14 protein-coding genes are annotated in these 17770 nt (G+C 65.7%); 4 read left to right on the top strand and 10 right to left on the bottom strand.

The genetic code is table 11. From position 1 onward, the window contains the following. Nucleotides 1–70 precede the first annotated feature (70 nt). The 3 genes from J2X38_RS11780 to J2X38_RS11770 are packed head-to-tail and all read right to left on the bottom strand — an operon-like array spanning nucleotide 71 to nucleotide 3990. Nucleotides 71–844, bottom strand: coding sequence for a ThuA domain-containing protein (locus J2X38_RS11780; protein ID WP_310254250.1), 774 nt, complete (start codon nucleotides 842–844; stop codon nucleotides 71–73). Continuing rightward, nucleotides 841–1857, bottom strand: coding sequence for an NADP-dependent oxidoreductase (locus tag J2X38_RS11775; RefSeq protein ID WP_310254248.1), 1017 nt, complete (start codon nucleotides 1855–1857; stop codon nucleotides 841–843). The genes J2X38_RS11780 and J2X38_RS11775 overlap by 4 nt, the downstream gene beginning before the upstream one ends. 9 nt (nucleotides 1858–1866) lie before the next feature. Beyond that, on the bottom strand, nucleotides 1867–3990 hold the full coding sequence (locus tag J2X38_RS11770) for a molybdopterin-dependent oxidoreductase (RefSeq protein ID WP_310254246.1): 2124 nt from the start codon (nucleotides 3988–3990) through the stop codon (nucleotides 1867–1869). Nucleotides 3991–4107: 117 nt separating this feature from the next. Here J2X38_RS11770 and J2X38_RS11765 point away from each other — a divergent pair, with 117 nt between their 5' ends. Continuing rightward, entirely contained in the window at nucleotides 4108–5106 is a 999-nt protein-coding gene (locus tag J2X38_RS11765) for an NADP-dependent oxidoreductase (RefSeq protein ID WP_310254244.1), read from the top strand. 10 nt (nucleotides 5107–5116) lie between these two features. After that, entirely contained in the window at nucleotides 5117–5926 is an 810-nt protein-coding gene (locus tag J2X38_RS11760; protein WP_310254241.1) for an SDR family oxidoreductase, read from the top strand. Nucleotides 5927–6058: 132 nt separating this feature from the next. Here J2X38_RS11760 and J2X38_RS11755 read toward each other — a convergent pair whose 3' ends face one another. The 5 genes from J2X38_RS11755 to J2X38_RS11735 all read right to left on the bottom strand — a co-directional run bounded on the left by J2X38_RS11755 (nucleotide 6059) and on the right by J2X38_RS11735 (nucleotide 13208). After that, nucleotides 6059–7639 (bottom strand): fatty acid--CoA ligase, encoded by a 1581-nt coding sequence (locus tag J2X38_RS11755; RefSeq protein WP_310254239.1) that lies wholly within the window; start codon nucleotides 7637–7639, stop codon nucleotides 6059–6061. Nucleotides 7640–7652: 13 nt separating this feature from the next. Continuing rightward, nucleotides 7653–9116, bottom strand: a complete 1464-nt coding sequence (locus tag J2X38_RS11750; protein WP_310254237.1) for a carotenoid oxygenase family protein — start codon at nucleotides 9114–9116, stop codon at nucleotides 7653–7655. 108 nt (nucleotides 9117–9224) lie between these two features. Further along, nucleotides 9225–11615, bottom strand: a complete 2391-nt coding sequence (locus J2X38_RS11745) for a TonB-dependent receptor (protein WP_310254235.1) — start codon at nucleotides 11613–11615, stop codon at nucleotides 9225–9227. Nucleotides 11616–11745: 130 nt separating this feature from the next. Then, a complete protein-coding gene (locus J2X38_RS11740; RefSeq protein WP_310254233.1) occupies nucleotides 11746–12462 on the bottom strand; it encodes an SDR family NAD(P)-dependent oxidoreductase in 717 nt (238 codons plus the stop codon). Continuing rightward, complete coding sequence (locus J2X38_RS11735) at nucleotides 12459–13208, bottom strand: glucose 1-dehydrogenase (protein ID WP_310254231.1); 750 nt, start codon at nucleotides 13206–13208, stop codon at nucleotides 12459–12461. Before J2X38_RS11735 ends, J2X38_RS11740 begins: the two co-directional genes overlap by 4 nt. Nucleotides 13209–13335: 127 nt before the next feature. On the opposite strand from J2X38_RS11735, the gene J2X38_RS11730 reads away from it, so the two are divergent. Next, nucleotides 13336–14973, top strand: a complete 1638-nt coding sequence (locus J2X38_RS11730) for a GMC family oxidoreductase N-terminal domain-containing protein (RefSeq protein WP_310254229.1) — start codon at nucleotides 13336–13338, stop codon at nucleotides 14971–14973. Here the strand turns inward: J2X38_RS11730 and J2X38_RS11725 are convergent. After that, nucleotides 14970–15731, bottom strand: coding sequence for a ThuA domain-containing protein (locus J2X38_RS11725; protein ID WP_310254227.1), 762 nt, complete (start codon nucleotides 15729–15731; stop codon nucleotides 14970–14972). The two genes, J2X38_RS11730 and J2X38_RS11725, sit on opposite strands and share 4 nt — an antisense overlap. A gap of 125 nt (nucleotides 15732–15856) precedes the next feature. On the opposite strand from J2X38_RS11725, the gene J2X38_RS11720 reads away from it, so the two are divergent. Then, the gene (locus J2X38_RS11720; protein ID WP_310254225.1) at nucleotides 15857–16639 is read left to right on the top strand and encodes an SDR family oxidoreductase; all 783 of its coding nucleotides are present in this window, start codon (nucleotides 15857–15859) and stop codon (nucleotides 16637–16639) included. A 6-nt stretch (nucleotides 16640–16645) separates the two neighbouring features. On the opposite strand, the gene J2X38_RS11715 is transcribed toward J2X38_RS11720, so the two are convergent. After that, entirely contained in the window at nucleotides 16646–17755 is a 1110-nt protein-coding gene (locus J2X38_RS11715; protein ID WP_310254223.1) for an NADH:flavin oxidoreductase/NADH oxidase, read from the bottom strand. Between the last annotated feature and the right edge of the window lie 15 nt (nucleotides 17756–17770).

Here is a 17770-nt window from a genome sequence, read left to right as displayed (position 1 = left end):
TCTTCCCTCAATCTTCTCGTTATACGCGCAACTATATGCAGCCGCTCCCGCCGCGCGATGCACATTTTCGTTAGGCGGCGGTGACATGCGCAAGCGCGTTGGCGATGAACCGGCGCAGGTTCGGATCGGCATAGGCGGCGGGGCCGTCGCCGGGCTGGAGATAGACGAGGCGGCCCGCGCCGACGGCTTTTTCCCATGCGATGAGGTCGCTTTCGGGGCGGTGATCCCAGCCAATGTTGCTGAACATGCGTCCTGCGACGGCCTGCGCCGCCGAGTAGAAATTGTCGCGAACGAAAGCATGGTCGGCGCGGAGCAGCGGCTTGGCCGCGCCCCATATCGGCGCCAGATACAGCTCGTCGCAGAGTGGGAAGCGCGGCGGCAGGCCCGCGGTCACGGGGTGGCCGGGATCGAGCACGACCGCATCGTAACGGACCTCGTGGCGGTAACCCGAGTCGAGATGCGCTTCGCCATTCGCTTCGCCTGGTTCGTAGAGGAAGCGCCCGCCGAGCATGTCGGCCCATTCGGGCCACTCGGCCCAGCCCGCGATCGCATGATGCATCGCGACCGCGCCGCCGCCGCGCGCGAAATAGTCGGTGACCGCTCGGCGGTACGTGAAGGAAGGCGGCCGCGTCGCCGCTTTGCCGCCCTCGAAGCGATATCCGGGCATATCGTAGAAGAGGATCGCGTCGGCATCGTTCGCCGCGCCGGCGGCGACAGCAGTCTCGGCCTCGGGATGGATCAGGTGCGTGACCGCCCAGCCCTCGAAGCTCGCGAGCAGGCCGGCGAAGGGCTCGGCGTCATAAGGATGACCGCCCGACAGGACAAGAAGACGGCGAGCATTCATGCGATCTTGAGGATCATCTTGCCCTGGTTGCTCCCCGCAAAGAGCCGCATGAAGGCGCCGAAGCTGTTTTCGATCCCTTCGTCGACATGCTCGTCGGCGATGAGCTTGCCCTGTTGCAGCCAGCCCGCCATCGCGGCGCCGCCCTCGGCGAAGCGCGGGATATAGTCGGCGACGAGCAGCCCGCGGATCGAGGCGCGGTGGACGATGAGCTGCCAGATGTTGCGCGCGCCGACCTTGTCGACGCTGTTATATTCGCTGATCAGGCCGCAGAGGCCGATGCGCGCGCCGTGGCGGAGGTTCATCAGCCCCGCGTCGAGGATGTCGCCGCCGACATTTTCGAAGATGATATCGACGCCATCGGGCGCCTCGGCGCGGATCGCGTCGGTGAGCGCCTGCACATCCTTGCCTCGATAATCGATCGCCGCGTCGAAACCGTAGCGATCGACGAGCTTTGCGCACTTTTCCGGCCCGCCCGCGATACCGATGACCTTGCTCGCGCCCTTGATCTTCGCGATCTGCCCGACGAGCGAGCCAACCGCACCCGCGGCGCCGGTGACGAGCACGACGTCGCCGGACTGGGGCTCGCAGACGTCGATATAGCCGAAATAAGCGGTCATCCCGACCGCGCCGAGCACCGACAGATGGTTGGTGACCGACGGTACGAGGCTCGCATCGATCGGCTGGGTGAAACCGCCGACGGTGCCAACCGAATATTCCTCGATGCCGTTCAGGCCCATCACCCATTGGCCGGGCGCAAAGCCTTCGGCCTTGCTCGCCTCGACAATGCCGATGGTCGAGGCGCGCACCGGATCGCCGAGCGGGATCGGCGGCATATAGCTTGGCGCATCGTCCATCCAGCCGCGGATCGCGGGGTCGAGCGAGGCATAATGATTGCGAATCAGGAACTGCCCGTCGGCGAGTTCGGGCGCGGGTTCGGTGATGAGCGAGAAATCTTCCGGCACCGGTTCGCCATCGGGCCGGCGGACAAGCAGAAAGCGGCGGTTGTCAGGCATAGGGGCTCCTCAAGCCGGGACGATGGAGACCGGGATCGCGCTCTGCAGCGACTGGCCGGTAATGGGGTCGTAGGACACGCTCTCGCTGACGAGGCGGTTGGTCGAGGCGCCATGTTCGTGAACGCCGTCCGCGCCGATGTCAGGGCCGCCGAAGGCGTGCGCCATCGACACGACGCCGGGGCGCATATTCTCCGCCGAGCGCGCGACCGCGACGACCTCGCCCACCGCCGAGCGAATGCGCACCGTATCGCCGTCGGCGCAGGGGATCAGCGCAAGATCGTCGGGATGCAGGAAGGCGGGGTTCGTCGTGCGCTTGGCGCGCAGGGCAGGCAGATTCTGTCCTGTCGAGTTGAAGCGATGCCGGCTGCGGCGCGACACCATGCGCCAGGGGAAATCGGGGGTCGGCTGGGCGGCATCGCCATAGGCGGTCAACTGGTCGGGCATCGCGCCCGCTGTGAGGTCGAATCGGCCGGGGGCGCCGAGATCTCCGGGTTCGACGATGGGGTGGAGGTCGGCGTAGATCACCGCCTCGCCGTCGACCGTATCGCCGCGCACCTTGCTGGGCGCGACCGCGCAGCCCGCGACCATCAGGTCAAGGAACGCTTCCTTGGTAGGCCGTTCGTCCATCGGGCAGGGGCCGCCCGCGAGCGGCATGCCGGTGCCGAGGCGGTGCGCGAGCTCCCAGAGCATCTCCCACTCCTCGAGCAGCCCTTCGGGCGCGTCGATCATCGCCTCGGTGTAGCGGGCGTAGGGGATTTCGTACCACCATTCGGAAAGATTGCTGATGTCCTCGCGTTCGAGGCACATTTTGGGCGCGAGGATATAGTCGGCGCGCTTCGCGGTCGCGGACCCGGCGTTGACATCGATGCACACGAGCAACTCGAGCCCGTCGATCGCGCGGGTCATCTTGTCCTGATCGGGGAAAGCGACCACGGGGTTGCCCCCGATAACGATCAGCGCGCGCACCTGGCCTTCACCCGGCGTCAGCATCTCGTCGGCAAGGACGTTGCACGGCATCTCCATACCGAGGTGCGTGAGGCCGCGGATGCGCGAGGCGGGGAAACCCTCGCCATAGAGCGCCATCGGCGGCGCGACCTGCGCGCGGCGCTGGGTGACGGGGGTGAAGACGCGCGGGATCGAGCTCTTCTCGCCCTCGCGGCAGAAGCGCCCGCAGATGATGTTGAGCGACGAGACGAGATATTGCGTGAGCGTTCCGTTGCCCGCCATCTCGGGGCCGGTGCCGGTCGAGACGACGCCCTTCGTGCCCCCCGCGAACATCCGCGCCGCGGCGACGAGCTGGCTCTCGTCGACCCCCGCGCGCGCCGCGGCGACGGCGGGGGTGAAGCCCGCGACCGCGCGCTGCAATTCGTCGAGGCCGTCGACGTATCGCTGGACGAACGCCTTGTCATAAAGCCCTTCGGACAGGATGACGTGGACTATTCCCGCGAGCAGCGCGGGGTCCTCGCCGGGCCGCACGGGCAAATGGATATGCGCGAGCGCGGCGACGTCGCTCTCGCGCGGGTCGGCGACGATCAGCTTCAGACCGCTTTCGAGCGCATCGCGCAGGCGGCGCGAGGGCGAGAAGGGCGGCAGCCCGCCCGGGGGGCCGTAGTGCGAGACGATCGGATTGTTACCGATGAAAAAGGCGACGTCGGCTTCGGCGAACGTATGCATCCCGCCCATCCAGCTGCCGTAGCGCATCGTCGTATAGACTTTCGCGGGCTGGTCGAGCGTCACCGAGGTATAGATGTTACGCGTGCCGAGCCCCTGCGCGAACGACATCGCGCTGCCGACCCCCGCGCTGTTCTGGAAAGCATAAGTGCCGCCATAGACGGCGACGGCATGCGGGCCGTGCTCGGCGACGATCGCCGCCAGTTTCGCGCCGATCTCGTCGAGCGCGTCGTCCATGGCGATATCCTGGAACGCCCCGTCGACGCGCTTCTGCGAGACCGTCAGCCGCTGTGGGCCGTGGTGCGCTTCGGCAAGCTGGCGGCCCTTGATGCACGTATAGCCGCCGAATACCGGATCGTCGGCGTCACCCTGCACTTTGGTCACGCGTCCGTGCTCGATGGTGACGAGCATCGCGCAATTGGCGTGGCAGAAACGGCAGAAACTGCGGCGGACCTCGGGCATCGTCTCTCTCCCTGATCACATCCTACGCCAGCGCGTGGACCAATCGACTGGCACTTTTGGCGGTGGCTGGCTGCCGACCGCAGGCGCAATTTCGCTGCCGGAACAGGGAGAGTATCGATGCCGACATCGCGCCAATGGCTGCTGAACGGACACCCGCGCGGGCGCGGGATCGAGGATGGCGATTTCCGGCTGGTTGAGACCGAAATCGGCGCGCCGGGCGAGGGCGAATTGCTGCTCAAGACGCTCTATCTCGGCTTCGATCCGGCGCAGAAGGGTTGGATGGAGAATATCGCGGACTATGTGGCGCCGATGGCGATCGGTGACGTGATGCGCGGCAGCGGGATCAGCGAAGTCGTCGAAAGCAATCATCCGGGCTTCGCGGCCGGCGACCTCGTGATGGGGTCGACCGGCTGGACCGAATGGCACCTGTCAAACGGCGAAGGGCTGGTGAAAATCGAGACCGGGCTGCCGCCGACCGCGATGCTCTCGGTGCTCGGGACGACGGGCGTCACCGCCTATTGCGGGCTGTTCAAGGTCGGGCGGCCGGTTGCGGGCGATACGGTGCTCGTCTCGGGCGCTGCGGGGGCGACGGGATCGGTCGTCGGCCAGCTCGCGAAGATCTCGGGATGCCGCGCGGTCGGTATCGCTGGCGGCGAGGACAAGTGCCGCTGGCTCGTCGAGGAAGCGGGGTATGATGCCGCGATCGATTACAAGGCGGGCAATGTCCGCGCGCAAATCAAAGAGCATTGTCCCGGCGGCGTCAACGTGATTTTCGACAATGTCGGCGGCGCGATCCTCAATGACATGCTCGGCGAGATCGCTACCGGCGCGCGCGTCGCGGTGTGCGGAGGGATCAGTCGCTACGAAATGGGAACGCTGCCCGCGGGGCCGCAGAATTATTTCAACCTGATCTTTCGCCGCGGTTCGATGGCGGGCTTCATCGTGCTCGACTGGGCGAGCGAGTTTCCCGAGATCCGGAGGCGGCTCGAAGGCTTCGTGCTCGATGGGCGGCTCAACTACCGCGAGGATGTGCAGCACGGGTTCGAGAATGCGCCCGACACGCTGAAACGGCTGTTCGTCGGGCAGAACCGGGGCAAACAACTTTTGAAGCTCTGAGGAGATCGATATGGGCAGGCTGGCCGGAAAGCGCGCCGTCATCATCGGCGCGGCATCGACGGGAAATATGGCGCAGGTGACCGCGCGGCGCTTCGCGCGCGAGGGCGCGACGGTGATGGTCGCGGGGCGCAAGCAGGCGCCGCTCGATGCGCTGGCTAACGAGATCGGCGGTCATGCCGCGCTCTGCGACATCACCGACAAGGCGTCGGTCTTCGCGCTCGCCGATGCGGCGAAGGCGAAGATGGGCGGGGTCGACATCGCGATGAACGCAAGCGGATGGGGACTGCTCAAGCCCTTGCTCGAGGTGACCGAAGAAGAGCTCGACGCGATCGTCGCGCTGCAGTTCACCGGGGTGCATCATTTCCTCCAGGCGTTCGTCGGCGCGATGCTCGCGAACGATCCGAGCGGTGGGTCGATCATCCAGATTTCGTCGGCGACGACGCGCGCGCCGATCGGCAACCATGCGGCCTATATCGGCACCAAGACGGGGTCGGAGGCGCTGATCCGCTGCGTCGCCAATGATTTCGGCGCGGCGGGCATAAGGGCGAATATCGTCTCGCCGGCGTTCACCGAATCGCCGATGACCGAGGGCGCGTTCGCGACGCCGGGGCTCGTCGATGCCTTTCTGCCGCGCTACCCGCTCGGACGCCTGAATACATCGGAGGATGTGGCGAATGCGTGCCTGTGGCTCGCGAGCGACGAGGCGTTCGTGACGGGCGAGAATTTGCAGCCGAACGGCGGGCTCGCGCTACGCGGTAACCCGCAGGAGGCCGATATTGCCGCCGCGGTTGGCGCAGCGATGGCGAAGTTGCAGAACTGAAGATCCTCCCTGTCGCGAAGCGATGGGGAGGGGTGCCGCTCGCGAAGCGAGTGGTGGAGGGGCGGCGTCATAGCCCCTCCGTCAGCGCTTCGCGCTGCCACCTCCCCATGCCTGCGGCACAGGGAGGATCGATTAGCTGATCTGCCGCTCGCGCCCTTCCCAATAGGGGGCGCGGAGTTCGCGGCGCAGGATCTTGCCTGACGGGTTGCGCGGCAGTGCGGCGATGAAGTCCACCGACTTCGGGCATTTATAGCCGGCGATCCGCTCGCGCGCCCAGCCGATGATCTCGCTCGCGTCGGTGCGCTGCCCTTCGCGCAGCACGACGCACGCCTTCACCGCTTCGCCCCATTTGTCGTCGGGGACGCCGACGACGGCGACATCGGCGACCGCGGGGTGGCCATAGATCGCATTCTCGACCTCGGCCGGATAGACATTCTCACCGCCCGAGATGATCATGTCCTTCACCCGGTCGTGGAGATAGAAATAGCCGTCCTCGTCGGTGTAGCCGGCGTCGCCGGTTCGCAGCCAGCCGTCGGCGTCTATCGTCTCCGCCGTCGCCTCGGGCCGTCCCCAATATTCGCGCATATTCGCCTGCGTCCGGATCGCGATCTCGCCGATCGCGCGTGGGGGAAGGGGATTTCCGTCGGTGTCGATCACGCGCATCTCGACGCCGCGCAGCGGCTTGCCGACCGACCGCATGCGTTCGTTTCCCGCCGGGTCATGATCATCAGGCGGCAGCGCGGCGATCGTGCCCGACGTCTCGGTCATCCCGTACATCTGCACGAACCCGCACTGGAAAACGTCGATGCATTGCCGAAGCAGATCGAGCGGGATCGGCGAGGCGCCATAGGCGATGTGGCGAAGGCGCGAGAAATCGACTTCGCGCGCCCGTGGCTGACTGACGATGATCTGCATCGCCGCGGGGACCATGAAGATTTTCGAAATTCCATGCGCCTCGATCAGGTCGAGCACCCCGCCGGGGTCGAACTCGCGCGTGATCACGCCCGTCGCGCCATTGGTCATCACGGTGATGCCGTAACCGGTGCCGCCGATGTGGAAACAGGGCATGGCGACGAGACCGACATCGCCTTCGTCCCAGCGTTCCCAGTCGGCTTGCAGCGCGGGGTCGCGGTCTAGCTTCGAGCGCAGCACCGATCCGTTGGTGAGCACCGCGCCCTTCGGCTTGCCGGTGGTGCCTGAGGTGTACATCTGGATCACCGCGTCGCCTTCGCCGCGCGGCACGTCGGGGTCGCTATTGGGAAACGTGTCGCGCCAGCTGCGGTAGTCGGCAAAGCCGCTCGCGGCACCCTCGGTGGCGATAACATGTTCGACGCCCGGAAAGGTCTCGCGGTTCGCCGCGACCAGTTCGGTGAACTCGGGACCGACGAACAAGATGTGCGCACCGCAATTGTCGATGATCCAGGCGATCTCGGGTACAGCAAGCCGCCAGTTGACCGGGGTCATCACCCCGCCCGCCTTCGCGACCGCCATCACCAGTTCGAAATAGATATCGCTGTTCTTGCCGAGATAGGCGACGCGGTCGTCGGGCTCCAGCCCCAGCGAGATCAGCGCATTCGCGCCGCGGTTGCTGTTCGCGTTATATTCGTCGTAGCGCGTCGCGGCGCCTTCGAAATGAAAGACGATCTTGTCCGGCCGCTCACGCGCATTCTTGCGCGCAACATCGGCGACCCGTTCGAATGGCGGCACCTTCACGTCTTGCGTCTCCCTACGCCCGGCCGGCGCCGAGTGCCTGCCGATAGAGATTGGAGTCGGCGGCGTAGAAATTGCAATGAAAACCCGACGGCACGCGGAACGGCACATGCACCGTCGCAACCGGGCCCGCAGCGATATCGAGCGCGTCGAAGATCGCGAGCTCGCTCGTCGCGGCGCCGGCGCGGTGGACCAGCGTCATCGCATAGCCGTCGCCTTCGCCCTGTGCGCCGATCTTCGGTGCAAAGATCAATTCGCCGCACGAGGCGCCGTTGCCGAAGTGGTAGACATCTTCCTTGCCGCTCACCGTGTCGAAGCGCAGCACCCCGTCCATCCCCTCGGCGCGCCCGTCGCGGCTGTTGAGATTGATGTTCGCGAAGCTGTGGCGCGAGGCGCGCGTCATGAAGCGGTCGTCGGGGCGCGGGAACTGGATGTCGCGGTCGTTGAGCGTTTCTTCCTTGATCCAGGTTCCGTTGCCGTTGGTGCCGGGGTCGATCGTCCAGCGGCGGAGGCTCTGCTGCGTGTCGGCATGCGTCCGCTTCACCCCGGTCTCGTCGGGGAAGAGCGCGGTGCCGTTGGCCGCGGCGACGTCGGCGATGATCTTGCCGTCCGCTTCCCAGACGTTGAGTTCGTGGAACATATGGCGCGGTTCGTAATCGAACCAGCGCACGTCGCTCGCCGATCCTTCGCGCGGCATCACCGCGAATTTGGTCGGGCGATCATTGACCCACGCGGTCATCGGGCCGCCCTTCATGAAGCGGGCCAGGTCGACGTCGATCGGGATCACCGGAAAGACGACCCAATTTTCGGTCAGGAAGAAGGTATGCATCAGCGCGTTGTGCGGCATGTCGATCAGCTCGGCCTTGCGCACGCTGCCGTCAGCGGCGATTACGTCGTAGCGGATCTGCGCCGCGCCCATCGGGCCGCCCACCATCGCGCCGATGTTGACGAGCTCACCCGTATAATGGTCGATCTTGGGGTGGGCGGAGAAGGTCGTGGTGATCGTCCCGCCATAATGTTCCTCGCCCAGCGTTTCGAGCGTGCGCGGGTCAAGCTCGACCGCGGGGGCGCCCTCCATCAGCGCGAGCAACTTGCCGCCATGGACGATGATATTGGTGTTGGCGGTGTTATAGCGTTTGCCCTGCACCGACGGGTCGGCGGTCATCGGGTTGCCGAACAGCCCGAACAGACGCTTGCCGGCGGCTTTTTCCAGCTCGAACTTCTCGGTCCGCACCCAGCGGTTGAGCATCGACGCGCGGCCGCTTTCGATATGGAAGGCATAGACCATGCCGTCGCCGTCGAACCAGTGATACTCGCCCTCGCGCGTCGGATAGAGCGGTTCGGGACCGTTGCGATAAAAGACCCCGACCAGATCAGTCGGGATTTCGCCGTCGACGATCAGATCGGGGGCGGTCGCCTCGAAGCGGACGGGCTGGTGATGCCCCGACAAAAAGGGGTGGTCGAAAAATGCCTGCGTCATCCTTGATCCCTTCGCTGATCAAACAAGGGGCGGTGCTTTACGCCGCCCCCTGTCCCCCATTTTGCCCGCTGCGATCCCGCCGTGCCCGTGGCGGGGCCGTATCGCCCGTCAGAAACGGAAGCCGAGCTCGACCCCGTAGGTGCGCGGCGCCTGCGCGGCGCCGAAGGTGAAAAGGCCCGCGACCGGCAGCGTCGACGACAAGCCTTTGTGGTTGGTGAGGTTGCGTCCGAACAGCGCGAGGCTGACTTCGCGGTCGTCGCCGAGCAGGAAGGTGTAGCCGATCTGCGCCGACAGGTTTTCGCGATCCTCGGTGAAGCAGCGATTGTCGTTGGTCACCGCGCCGGGGACAACCGGGCGGTTCGGCGCGATGCAGGTCACATATTTGCTCTGATAGCGCAGCAGCGTCGACGCATCGAAGCGGCCCGAGCCGATTTCCTTCGAATAGTTGAGCCCCGCCGACCACTGGAATTTGGGCGCGCGGCGCAGCGTCAGCGTCGAGACATCGTCGGCGATGCCGTCGGCCGGACTGCCCGGAGTCAGGCCGACGATGTCGTTGAAGAAATTCTTGTATTTGGCATCGGTGTAGCTGAACGACGCATTGAAGCTGAACGCATCGGTCATCTGCGCGATGATTTCGGCCTCGAACCCCTTGATGTCGGCCGACGAGGCGTTGCGCACCACCGTTTCCTGCGGGCTCGACGAACCGGGAGGCGAAGGCTGCACGACCTCTTCCTGCTTGTTGTCATATTTGGTGTAATAGAAGGCGAGGTTGGTGCGCAGCGTGCGGTCGAGCCAGTCGGCCTTCAGTCCGACCTCATAGGCGTCGACCGTTTCGGGCTGATACGGCCCGAGCGAGGTCGGCGACGCCGCGCGGCCGTTGAACCCGCCCGAACGGAAACCGCGCGAGAAGGACGCATAGACCAGCTTGCCGGGTTCGATCGTATATTCGGCGTTGGCGCGCCAGGTGAATTTGTCGAAGCTGTCGCTACCCGAACAATTGTTCGCAGGGCTGTAGACCGGGATGACGACGCCCGGTGCGGGGCTGGTGGTTCCCGTCACCGCGACGCACGACATGCCGTCGAAACTCGGCTGCGTGATGCGAACGAGCGCGCCGATGCGGCCATAATTGTTGAAGATTTCCTTCTTGTCCTTGGTGTAGCGCGCGCCCAATGAGATTTTGAAGGCATCGGTCAGGTTGATCTGGGCATCGGCGAACCCGGCGTAGGATTTGGCGCTGTGGTCGACATATTGGCGCAGCACTGCCCTCGCGCCTTGGCCGAGCACGACGCCGAAATTGGTCGACTGGTCGAGCGTGTACGAACTGTCGAAATAATAGCCGCCGAGCAGGACGTTGACGGTATCGAAGTCGGCGAGCAGGCGGAGCTCCTGGCTGAACTGCTCATATTTCTGCTGTCGCCGCGTGTCGAAGAAGTCGGCCGAACTGCCGTCGAAATCCTGCGTCACCGATTCCTTGTTCGTGATGTATCCGGTAACCGACGACAACGTCAGATTGTCGCTGAGGTCGATGTCGATGTTTCCGGTGATGCTATCGACATTGTTGCGCACCGGCGTCTCGATATTCTGGAACGTCGTATAGAGGCCGTGCGCGGGCAGCGACCAGCGGTTGCATTCGCCCGCAGGCGAAAAGCCGGGTGCGCCGGGTGCCGCGCAGATGACGTCGCGGCCGGTTTCGGACAGTGCCGAGGCGACCGTCTCGCCGCGTTCGCGCGTGTGCTGGTACGTCACCTGCGCGGTGATCGCATCGCTTGGGGTGATCAGCGCGGTGACGCCCCCCGTCAGCGTTTCATATTTGCCTTCGCGGCGGTCCTTGGTGACATTGTAATAGAAGCCGTCGGTCTTGTCGTAATAGCCGAAGGCCTTCAATGCGATGAAATCGCCAAGCTTGCCGGTGTTGACGACGAGGCGCGCGCGCTTGGTGTCGAAACGGCTATAGGCGAACTGGCCGCGCACGCCGAAATCCTCGGTCGGACGGGTGCGAATGACGTTGATCACGCCGCCGATCGTGTTGCGGCCGAACAGGGTGCCTTGCGGCCCGCGGAGCACTTCAAGGCGCTCGAGGTCGAAGCTGTCGAGCAGCTGGCCGGTGTTGGTGCCGATGAAGACGCCGTCGACGACGACGCCCACCGCGGGGTCGAAGCTCTTTTCGATATCCTCGAAGCTGATGCCGCGGATCGCGATCGCAGCGGCGCTCGGGCCCGCGCCGACCGAGTCGACGACGAGGCTGGGGACGCGGCCGGCGATGTCGCGGATATCGTCGATCGTCGCCGATTCCAGCGCCTTTTCGTCGAGCGCGGTCACCGCGATCGGGATCGACTGGATGTTTTCTTCGCGCTTCTGCGCGGTGACGACGATCTCGCGGATAGCCCCGCTGTTTTCCTCGACGGGCGGCTCCTGCGCCGCGGCCGGGGTGGCGACCGCCAGTGCGGCGAGCGATACGGTGGCGTAAACGGCAGGCAGCATTCGGGCATGCGTGGTCATCGCGTTCCTCCCTCCTCGCGCCGGCGCATAGGCTCGCCGGTCACGTTGGAAGCGAAGGTCCGCTTTATGCCCCGATTCAACAATCATCAAAAATATCAGGCGTGCCGTAGCAGTGCCGAACACCTTGATTTTACTGGCGTTGTGTCGCTCCACCGTCGACGAAAAGGCCGTGGCCGGACATGAATCGCGCATCGTCGGACGCCAGAAAGGCGGCGACGTCGGCGATGTCTTCGGGCTGTCCGAGCCGGCCGAGCGCCGCCTTGTCGATCCAGCGCTGTTTGAACTCGGGCATCGCCGTGAAGGCGGGCGCTGTCATCGGCGTGTCGATCGCGCCGGGCTGGATGCAGTTGACGGTGATGCCGAACGCCCCGACCTCCGCCGCGACCGATTTCGTCATACCGAGCACGGCATGCTTCGACGCGCTATACGCGGTCATCCCGGCCTCGCCAAAGCTCGACATCACCGATCCGATCAGGATGATCCGGCCGTGCGGCGAGCGCTTGAGCAAGGGCAGCGCGTCGCGCATCAGGCGGAAGACCGCTGTGACATTCACCGCCATCATCTGATCGAAAAATTCGTCGTCATGGCCATCCAGCATCTGCATGCCCGTGATGCCGGCACAGGCGACGACGATATCGAGCCCGCCGAAGCGTGCATCGACTTCGGCGACGAGCTTGGCATTGGTGCCGGGCTCGGTGACGTCGGCGACGATATCGACGTTGCCCGCGCGGTCGGTGGTCAGGACGCGCGCGCCGTCGGCAGCCAGCCGCTCCGCGGTGGCAAGCCCGATCCCCGATCCGGCGCCGGTAACGAGCGCTGCACGGCCGTCGAGACGGCTTGCGGTCACAGCGAACTGCCGCCGTCGATGCGGAATTCGGCGCCGGTCGCAAAGGCGGACTCATCCGACGCAAGATAAAGGACGATCGCCGAAATCTCCTCGGGCTTGCCGAGCCTCCCGACGGGATGCGTCGCGACCCAGCTGTCGTAGAGCGCCTGACCGTCGGCAACCTGCGCCATCACCTTGTCGAGGATCGGCGTATGGATCGCGCCCGGATGCACCGAATTGCAGCGGATGCCGTAACCCTTGCGCGCATAGTGCAGCGCGACCGACTTGGTGAGGTGCGTCACCGCGGCTTTGGCGGCGTTGTAGGCGGCGAGGTCGCCTTGCGCGCGTACGCCGCACATCGACGACATGTTGATCACCGATCCGCCATGATCTTTCATCTTCGGGATGACATGCTTGCAGCCCAAAAAGACACCGTCGACGTCGATCGAAAATTCGTGGCGAAAGGCTTCGAGCGTCAGATCCTCAATCGACCCGTGGGTGGTGATCCCGGCATTGTTGACGAGGATATCGACGCGCTCGCAGCTATCGAGCGCCGCTAGCCATTCCGCCTCGTTCGACACGTCGAGCCTGACGAAACGTTGCCCGAGTTCGGCAGCGAGCGCCTCGCCCGCGGCAGCATCGATATCGGCGATGACGACGCTCGCGCCCTCGGCGACGAAGCGGCGGACGATATCGAGGCCGAGCCCCGACGCGCCGCCGGTGACAAAGGCGGTCTTGCCCGCGACCTGTCCGCTTGCTCCTGCCATTTGATCCTCCCTCTTTTGCCGCGGCACTATCATCCTGCGCGCAGCGCGGGGGGACTATTTATTGCGCTAGGTGCGATGAGCGGGCGGACGGTTCCAAGGTTGCACGGCCCGTTGCAGGAGAGGCGGCATGTCGGCAGGCTGGGACTATATCATCGTCGGCGCGGGATCGGCGGGGTGCGTGCTCGCCGAGCAGCTCAGCGCCGACCCGCAAGTCCGCGTGCTCCTTCTCGAAGCGGGCGGCAGCAACGACAGCCGCTGGGTCGCGATCCCGAAGGGCGTCGCAAAGCTCGTCACCAATCCCGACCATATCTGGGCCTATGGCGTCTCGCAGCCGCGCGGCGATGGCGGCGCGCCGGGCGAGGTGTGGATCCGCGGCAAGGGTCTCGGCGGATCGTCGGCGGTCAACGGCATGATCTGGAGCCGCGGCGAACCCGCCGATTATGACGAGTGGGAGAAGCTCGGCTGCACCGGCTGGAACGGCGAGGCGATGACCGACGCCTTCCGCAAACTCGAGGATCATGGCCTTGGCGCAAGCGCGATGCGCGGCGCGGGCGGGCCGGTCGGCGTGGCGCCAAAGATCCACAGTTATCCGCTTGCCGAGACGATGGTTCAGGCCGGGGTCGAGATGGGGCTGCGTCCCGTCGACGATCTCAACGCCGCGACGTCGGACCGCGTCGGTTTCTATTCGCACAACGTCCGCCGCGGGCGGCGCGAGAGTGCGGCAACCACCTTCCTTGCGCGGTCGAAGAAGCGACCGAACCTGCACGTCGTCACCCACGCGATGGCCGAGCGGCTGATAATAGAAGGCGGACGCGTGACCGGTGTCGAGGCGCGGGTCGCCGGGCAACCGCAGCATTTCGATTGCGATGGCGAGGTGATCGTGTCGGGCGGCACGCTCGAAAGTCCGTTGCTGCTTCAGCGGTCGGGCATCGGCCCCGCCGATGTGCTCCGCGCCGCCGGGGTGGAGCCGATCGTCGACGCGCCCGACGTCGGCGGGCGAATGCGCGAGCATCTGGGCTTTTCGATGCCGCACCGCCTGTCACGCGACGTCGGCAGCAACCGCAGTTTTTATGGCATCGGCCTCGCTCGCGCGATGGCGCAATATATGCTGACGCGCCGCGGGATCATGGCGACGGGGCCGTTCGAGGTCGGCGCCTTTCTGAATCTGACGAGCCGCGACATGCGGCCCGATCTCCAGCTCTATCTCGGCGGCTACACCTTTGCGCTTGGCGACGAGAAGCATCCGGTGCCGTTGAACAGCATCGACCGCAAGCCGGGGATGACCATCTATGGCCAGCTCCTGCGCCTGACGAGCGAGGGTAGCATCCTGATCGTGGGGCCCGGCAGCGACGCCGCGCCGGAGATCAAACCCAACTGGCTGTCGACGCGCGACGATGAGCGCACGGCCGTCGCGGCGGTCCATGCGATGCGCCGCTATATGGCGCAGCCGGCGCTGGTCGGGCTGGTCGAACGCGAGCTACTCCCCGGCGCGGCGGTGCAGAGCGACGCCGAAATCCTCGCCGCCTTTCGCCGCCTCGCGACCTGTGGGCTGCATGGCGTCGGGACGTGCCGGATGGGCAGCGACAATCGCGCGGTCACCGACGCGCGGCTCCGCGTCAACGGCGTCGATGGCCTGCGCGTCGTCGACTGTTCGGTAATGCCGTCGCCGGTGACGGGCAACACCAACGCCCCCGCGATGGCGCTCGCGCTCCGCGCTGCCGATTTGATTCGCGAGGATCGACGGAAATTGCGCGCGGTCGCCTAGGCGGTCTCGCGATCCTTGAGCCAGCCGATCCCGCGGCGCAGCAGGTCATAGAAGACGGGCAGGTCCCACGCGCAGCGATCGACCGTCGGCCACCAGTCCATCATCGGCTGCAGATCATAATGGCCGCGGCAATGCCCGAGCGTAAGGTACAGCACCGCGCCCGCGCCATGCTGCTTGATATAGAAGACCGGATAGGTGCCGGGCGCATCTTCGGCCTCGACGAAACCCGTGCCCGGCCCGGTGCATTCGGTGTCGAGAAGCACGTGCAGGTCGCCGTGCGTTTCGAGATGATAAAGCTCGTCGGTCGTCTCGAACGGTTTGATGCCCTTGGTAAGCGCATGGTCGGGGTCGGCGACGCGGACGGTATAGGGCTCGATCGCGGGATGGCTGATGAATTGCGAGCCGAGCAGATCCATCATCAGCGGCGCCCAGCGCGGCGCGTCCCACACGCCGGTGTCGAGCAGGCGGAGGATCGAGTTGGTGCCGTGGAGCGCGTACCAGCGCCCGCCCTTTGTGAGCCAGCGCTTCAGCGCCTCCTGCGCGAGAAGCGACGGGGTGACGTCGCAGGTATAGGTGATCAGGATGTCCGCCGTCTCGATCGCCTCGATATTCTCGTAATTCTCGAACACGCGCGTGCGCACACGCTGATCCTCGGCGAGCAGCTTCAAAAGCTCGAGCCGCGCAAAATCCATGTCGTGCCAGACGCCGCCGCAGATCAGCACGCAATCGATGCGGGACGGATGTTCGCTCTCGCTCATCGCCGGTCCTCTCCTTCTGTTACGACCGTTTCATGCGTGCATGCCGCGCTCGCGTCACCTTGCTGTATTGATAGGTTCACCGACGCTGCGAAACTGGCAAGAGAAACAATGAGAGGAGAGGCGCGATGCAGCAGAAGCTCGGCGGCAAGGTCGCTTTGGTCACCGGCGGGACGAGCGGCATCGGCGCTGCGACCGTTGGAAGGCTGGTTCGCGACGGCGCGAAGGTGGTTTTCACGGGCTCGAATGCCGAGGCCGCGGCGGCGGTCGAGGGCGAAACCGGCGCGATCTTCCGTGCCCACCGCGTCGAGGATGCGTCGGCATGGGACGCGCTGATGGCCGAGGTCGAGGCCGAATATGGCCGTCTCGACATCGCCTTCGCCAACGCCGGGACCGAGGCGGGCGACGCGAGTGTCGAGGATATCGGCATCGACGCGTGGAACCATATCGTCGGCGTCAACCAGACCGGGGTGATGCTCACCGTCCAGCACGCGATCCGCGCGATGGCGAAAAATCCGCAAGGGCCGAAGGGATCGATCATCGTCAACTCGTCGATGAACGCGCACCGCGCGATGGGCAATTATGCCGCTTATTCGGTGACCAAGGCCGCGGTCGTCGCGCTGGTCAAATCGGCGGCGATCCATTGCGCCGGGAAAGGCTATGCGATCCGCGTCAACGCGGTCCTGCCCGGCGTCGTCGAAACCGACATGATCCGCGGGGTGATCGACCGTGCGCCCGACCCCGCCGCGGCGCGCGCGGCGTTCGAGGGGATGGCGCCGATGAAACGCATGGCGCAGCTGGACGAGGTCAGCGCGCTGGTCGCGTTTCTGGCATCCGACGAAGCGGGTTTCATTTCGGGCGCCGACTATGTCATCGATGGCGCGACCACCGCCGGGATGATGGGCGTCTGACCCCGCTCAAGGCCGCCGCGGCGCATAGAGCCCGCGATGCTCGCGCGGTTCGCTGCGCTCATATTGCGGCGGCACGGCGATGGTCGCGCCCAGCGTAGCGGCGGCGTGCCACGGCCAGCGCGGATCATAGAGCGCCGCGCGCGCGATTGCGACCGCGTCGGCATCGCCATTTGCGATGATGGCTTCGGCCTCGATCGGGTCGGTAATCAGGCCGACGGCGATCACCGGCATAGTCACGGCATCCTTGACCGTCCGCGCCAGCGGCACCTGATACCCCGGGCTGAGCGCGATCTGCTGCGCCGGGTGCAATCCGCCGCTCGACACATTGATCGCGGCGCACCCGCGCGCTTCGAGCGCCTGCGCAAAAATGACGGTCTCTTCGATCGACCAGCCGCCCTCGACCCAGTCGGTGCCCGACACGCGCACCGTCACGGGGCCGTGCGCGGCGAACGCGTTGCGGACGATGTCGAAAATCTCGAGCGGGAAGCGCATCCGGTTTTCGAGACTGCCGCCATAGTCATCGTCGCGCCTGTTCGACAGCGGCGACAGAAACTGGTGGAGCAGATAGCCGTGCGCGGCGTGCAACTGGATCGCGTCGATCCCCAGCCGCGCCGCGCGTGTTGTCGCATCGGCGAAGGCGGTACGGATCCTCTCGAGCCCCCCGTCGTCGAGTGCGGCGGGCGCATTGTCGGCGGCGAGGAAGGGAAGCGCGGACGGGGCGACCGTCTGCCATCCATTCGTCGCATCGGGTGCGATCTGCGCGCCGCCGTCCCAGGGTTTAGCCGTGCTGGCCTTGCGCCCGGCATGTGCGAGCTGGATCGCGACCGGGATGTCCGACCATTGCCGCACCGCCGCCAGCACGCGCGCAATCGCCGCTTCGCTCGCATCATCATACAGGCCAACGTCGGCATAGGTGATGCGCCCTTCCGGCAAAACCGCCGCGGCCTCGATCGTCAGAACGCCCGCGCCCGAGATCGCGAGCTGGCCCAGATGCATCAGATGCCAGTCGGTCATTTGTCCGTCTTTGGCCGAATATTGGCACATCGGCGCGATGACGATGCGGTTGGGCAGCGACAATCCGCCGATCGCGATCCGCTCGAACAATCTGGCCACCATCTTCTCCCGCTATTC

Origin of the sequence: Sphingopyxis sp. BE235 (genome assembly GCF_031457175.1) — a bacterium.
In the GTDB taxonomy this organism is placed as follows: domain Bacteria; phylum Pseudomonadota; class Alphaproteobacteria; order Sphingomonadales; family Sphingomonadaceae; genus Sphingopyxis.
This window is presented reverse-complemented; position numbering and strand designations above follow the sequence as displayed.

Coding starts and splice junctions, on each gene's coding strand:
- J2X38_RS11765 (WP_310254244.1), top strand. CDS start 4,108: ATGCCGACATCGCGCCAATGGCTGCTGAACGGACACCCGCGCGGGCGC.
- J2X38_RS11725 (WP_310254227.1), bottom strand. CDS start 15,731: ATGAGCGAGAGCGAACATCCGTCCCGCATCGATTGCGTGCTGATCTGC.
- J2X38_RS11770 (WP_310254246.1), bottom strand. CDS start 3,990: ATGCCCGAGGTCCGCCGCAGTTTCTGCCGTTTCTGCCACGCCAATTGC.
- J2X38_RS11715 (WP_310254223.1), bottom strand. CDS start 17,755: ATGGTGGCCAGATTGTTCGAGCGGATCGCGATCGGCGGATTGTCGCTG.
- J2X38_RS11720 (WP_310254225.1), top strand. CDS start 15,857: ATGCAGCAGAAGCTCGGCGGCAAGGTCGCTTTGGTCACCGGCGGGACG.
- J2X38_RS11780 (WP_310254250.1), bottom strand. CDS start 844: ATGAATGCTCGCCGTCTTCTTGTCCTGTCGGGCGGTCATCCTTATGAC.
- J2X38_RS11735 (WP_310254231.1), bottom strand. CDS start 13,208: ATGGCAGGAGCAAGCGGACAGGTCGCGGGCAAGACCGCCTTTGTCACC.
- J2X38_RS11730 (WP_310254229.1), top strand. CDS start 13,336: ATGTCGGCAGGCTGGGACTATATCATCGTCGGCGCGGGATCGGCGGGG.
- J2X38_RS11750 (WP_310254237.1), bottom strand. CDS start 9,116: ATGACGCAGGCATTTTTCGACCACCCCTTTTTGTCGGGGCATCACCAG.
- J2X38_RS11775 (WP_310254248.1), bottom strand. CDS start 1,857: ATGCCTGACAACCGCCGCTTTCTGCTTGTCCGCCGGCCCGATGGCGAA.
- J2X38_RS11760 (WP_310254241.1), top strand. CDS start 5,117: ATGGGCAGGCTGGCCGGAAAGCGCGCCGTCATCATCGGCGCGGCATCG.
- J2X38_RS11745 (WP_310254235.1), bottom strand. CDS start 11,615: ATGACCACGCATGCCCGAATGCTGCCTGCCGTTTACGCCACCGTATCG.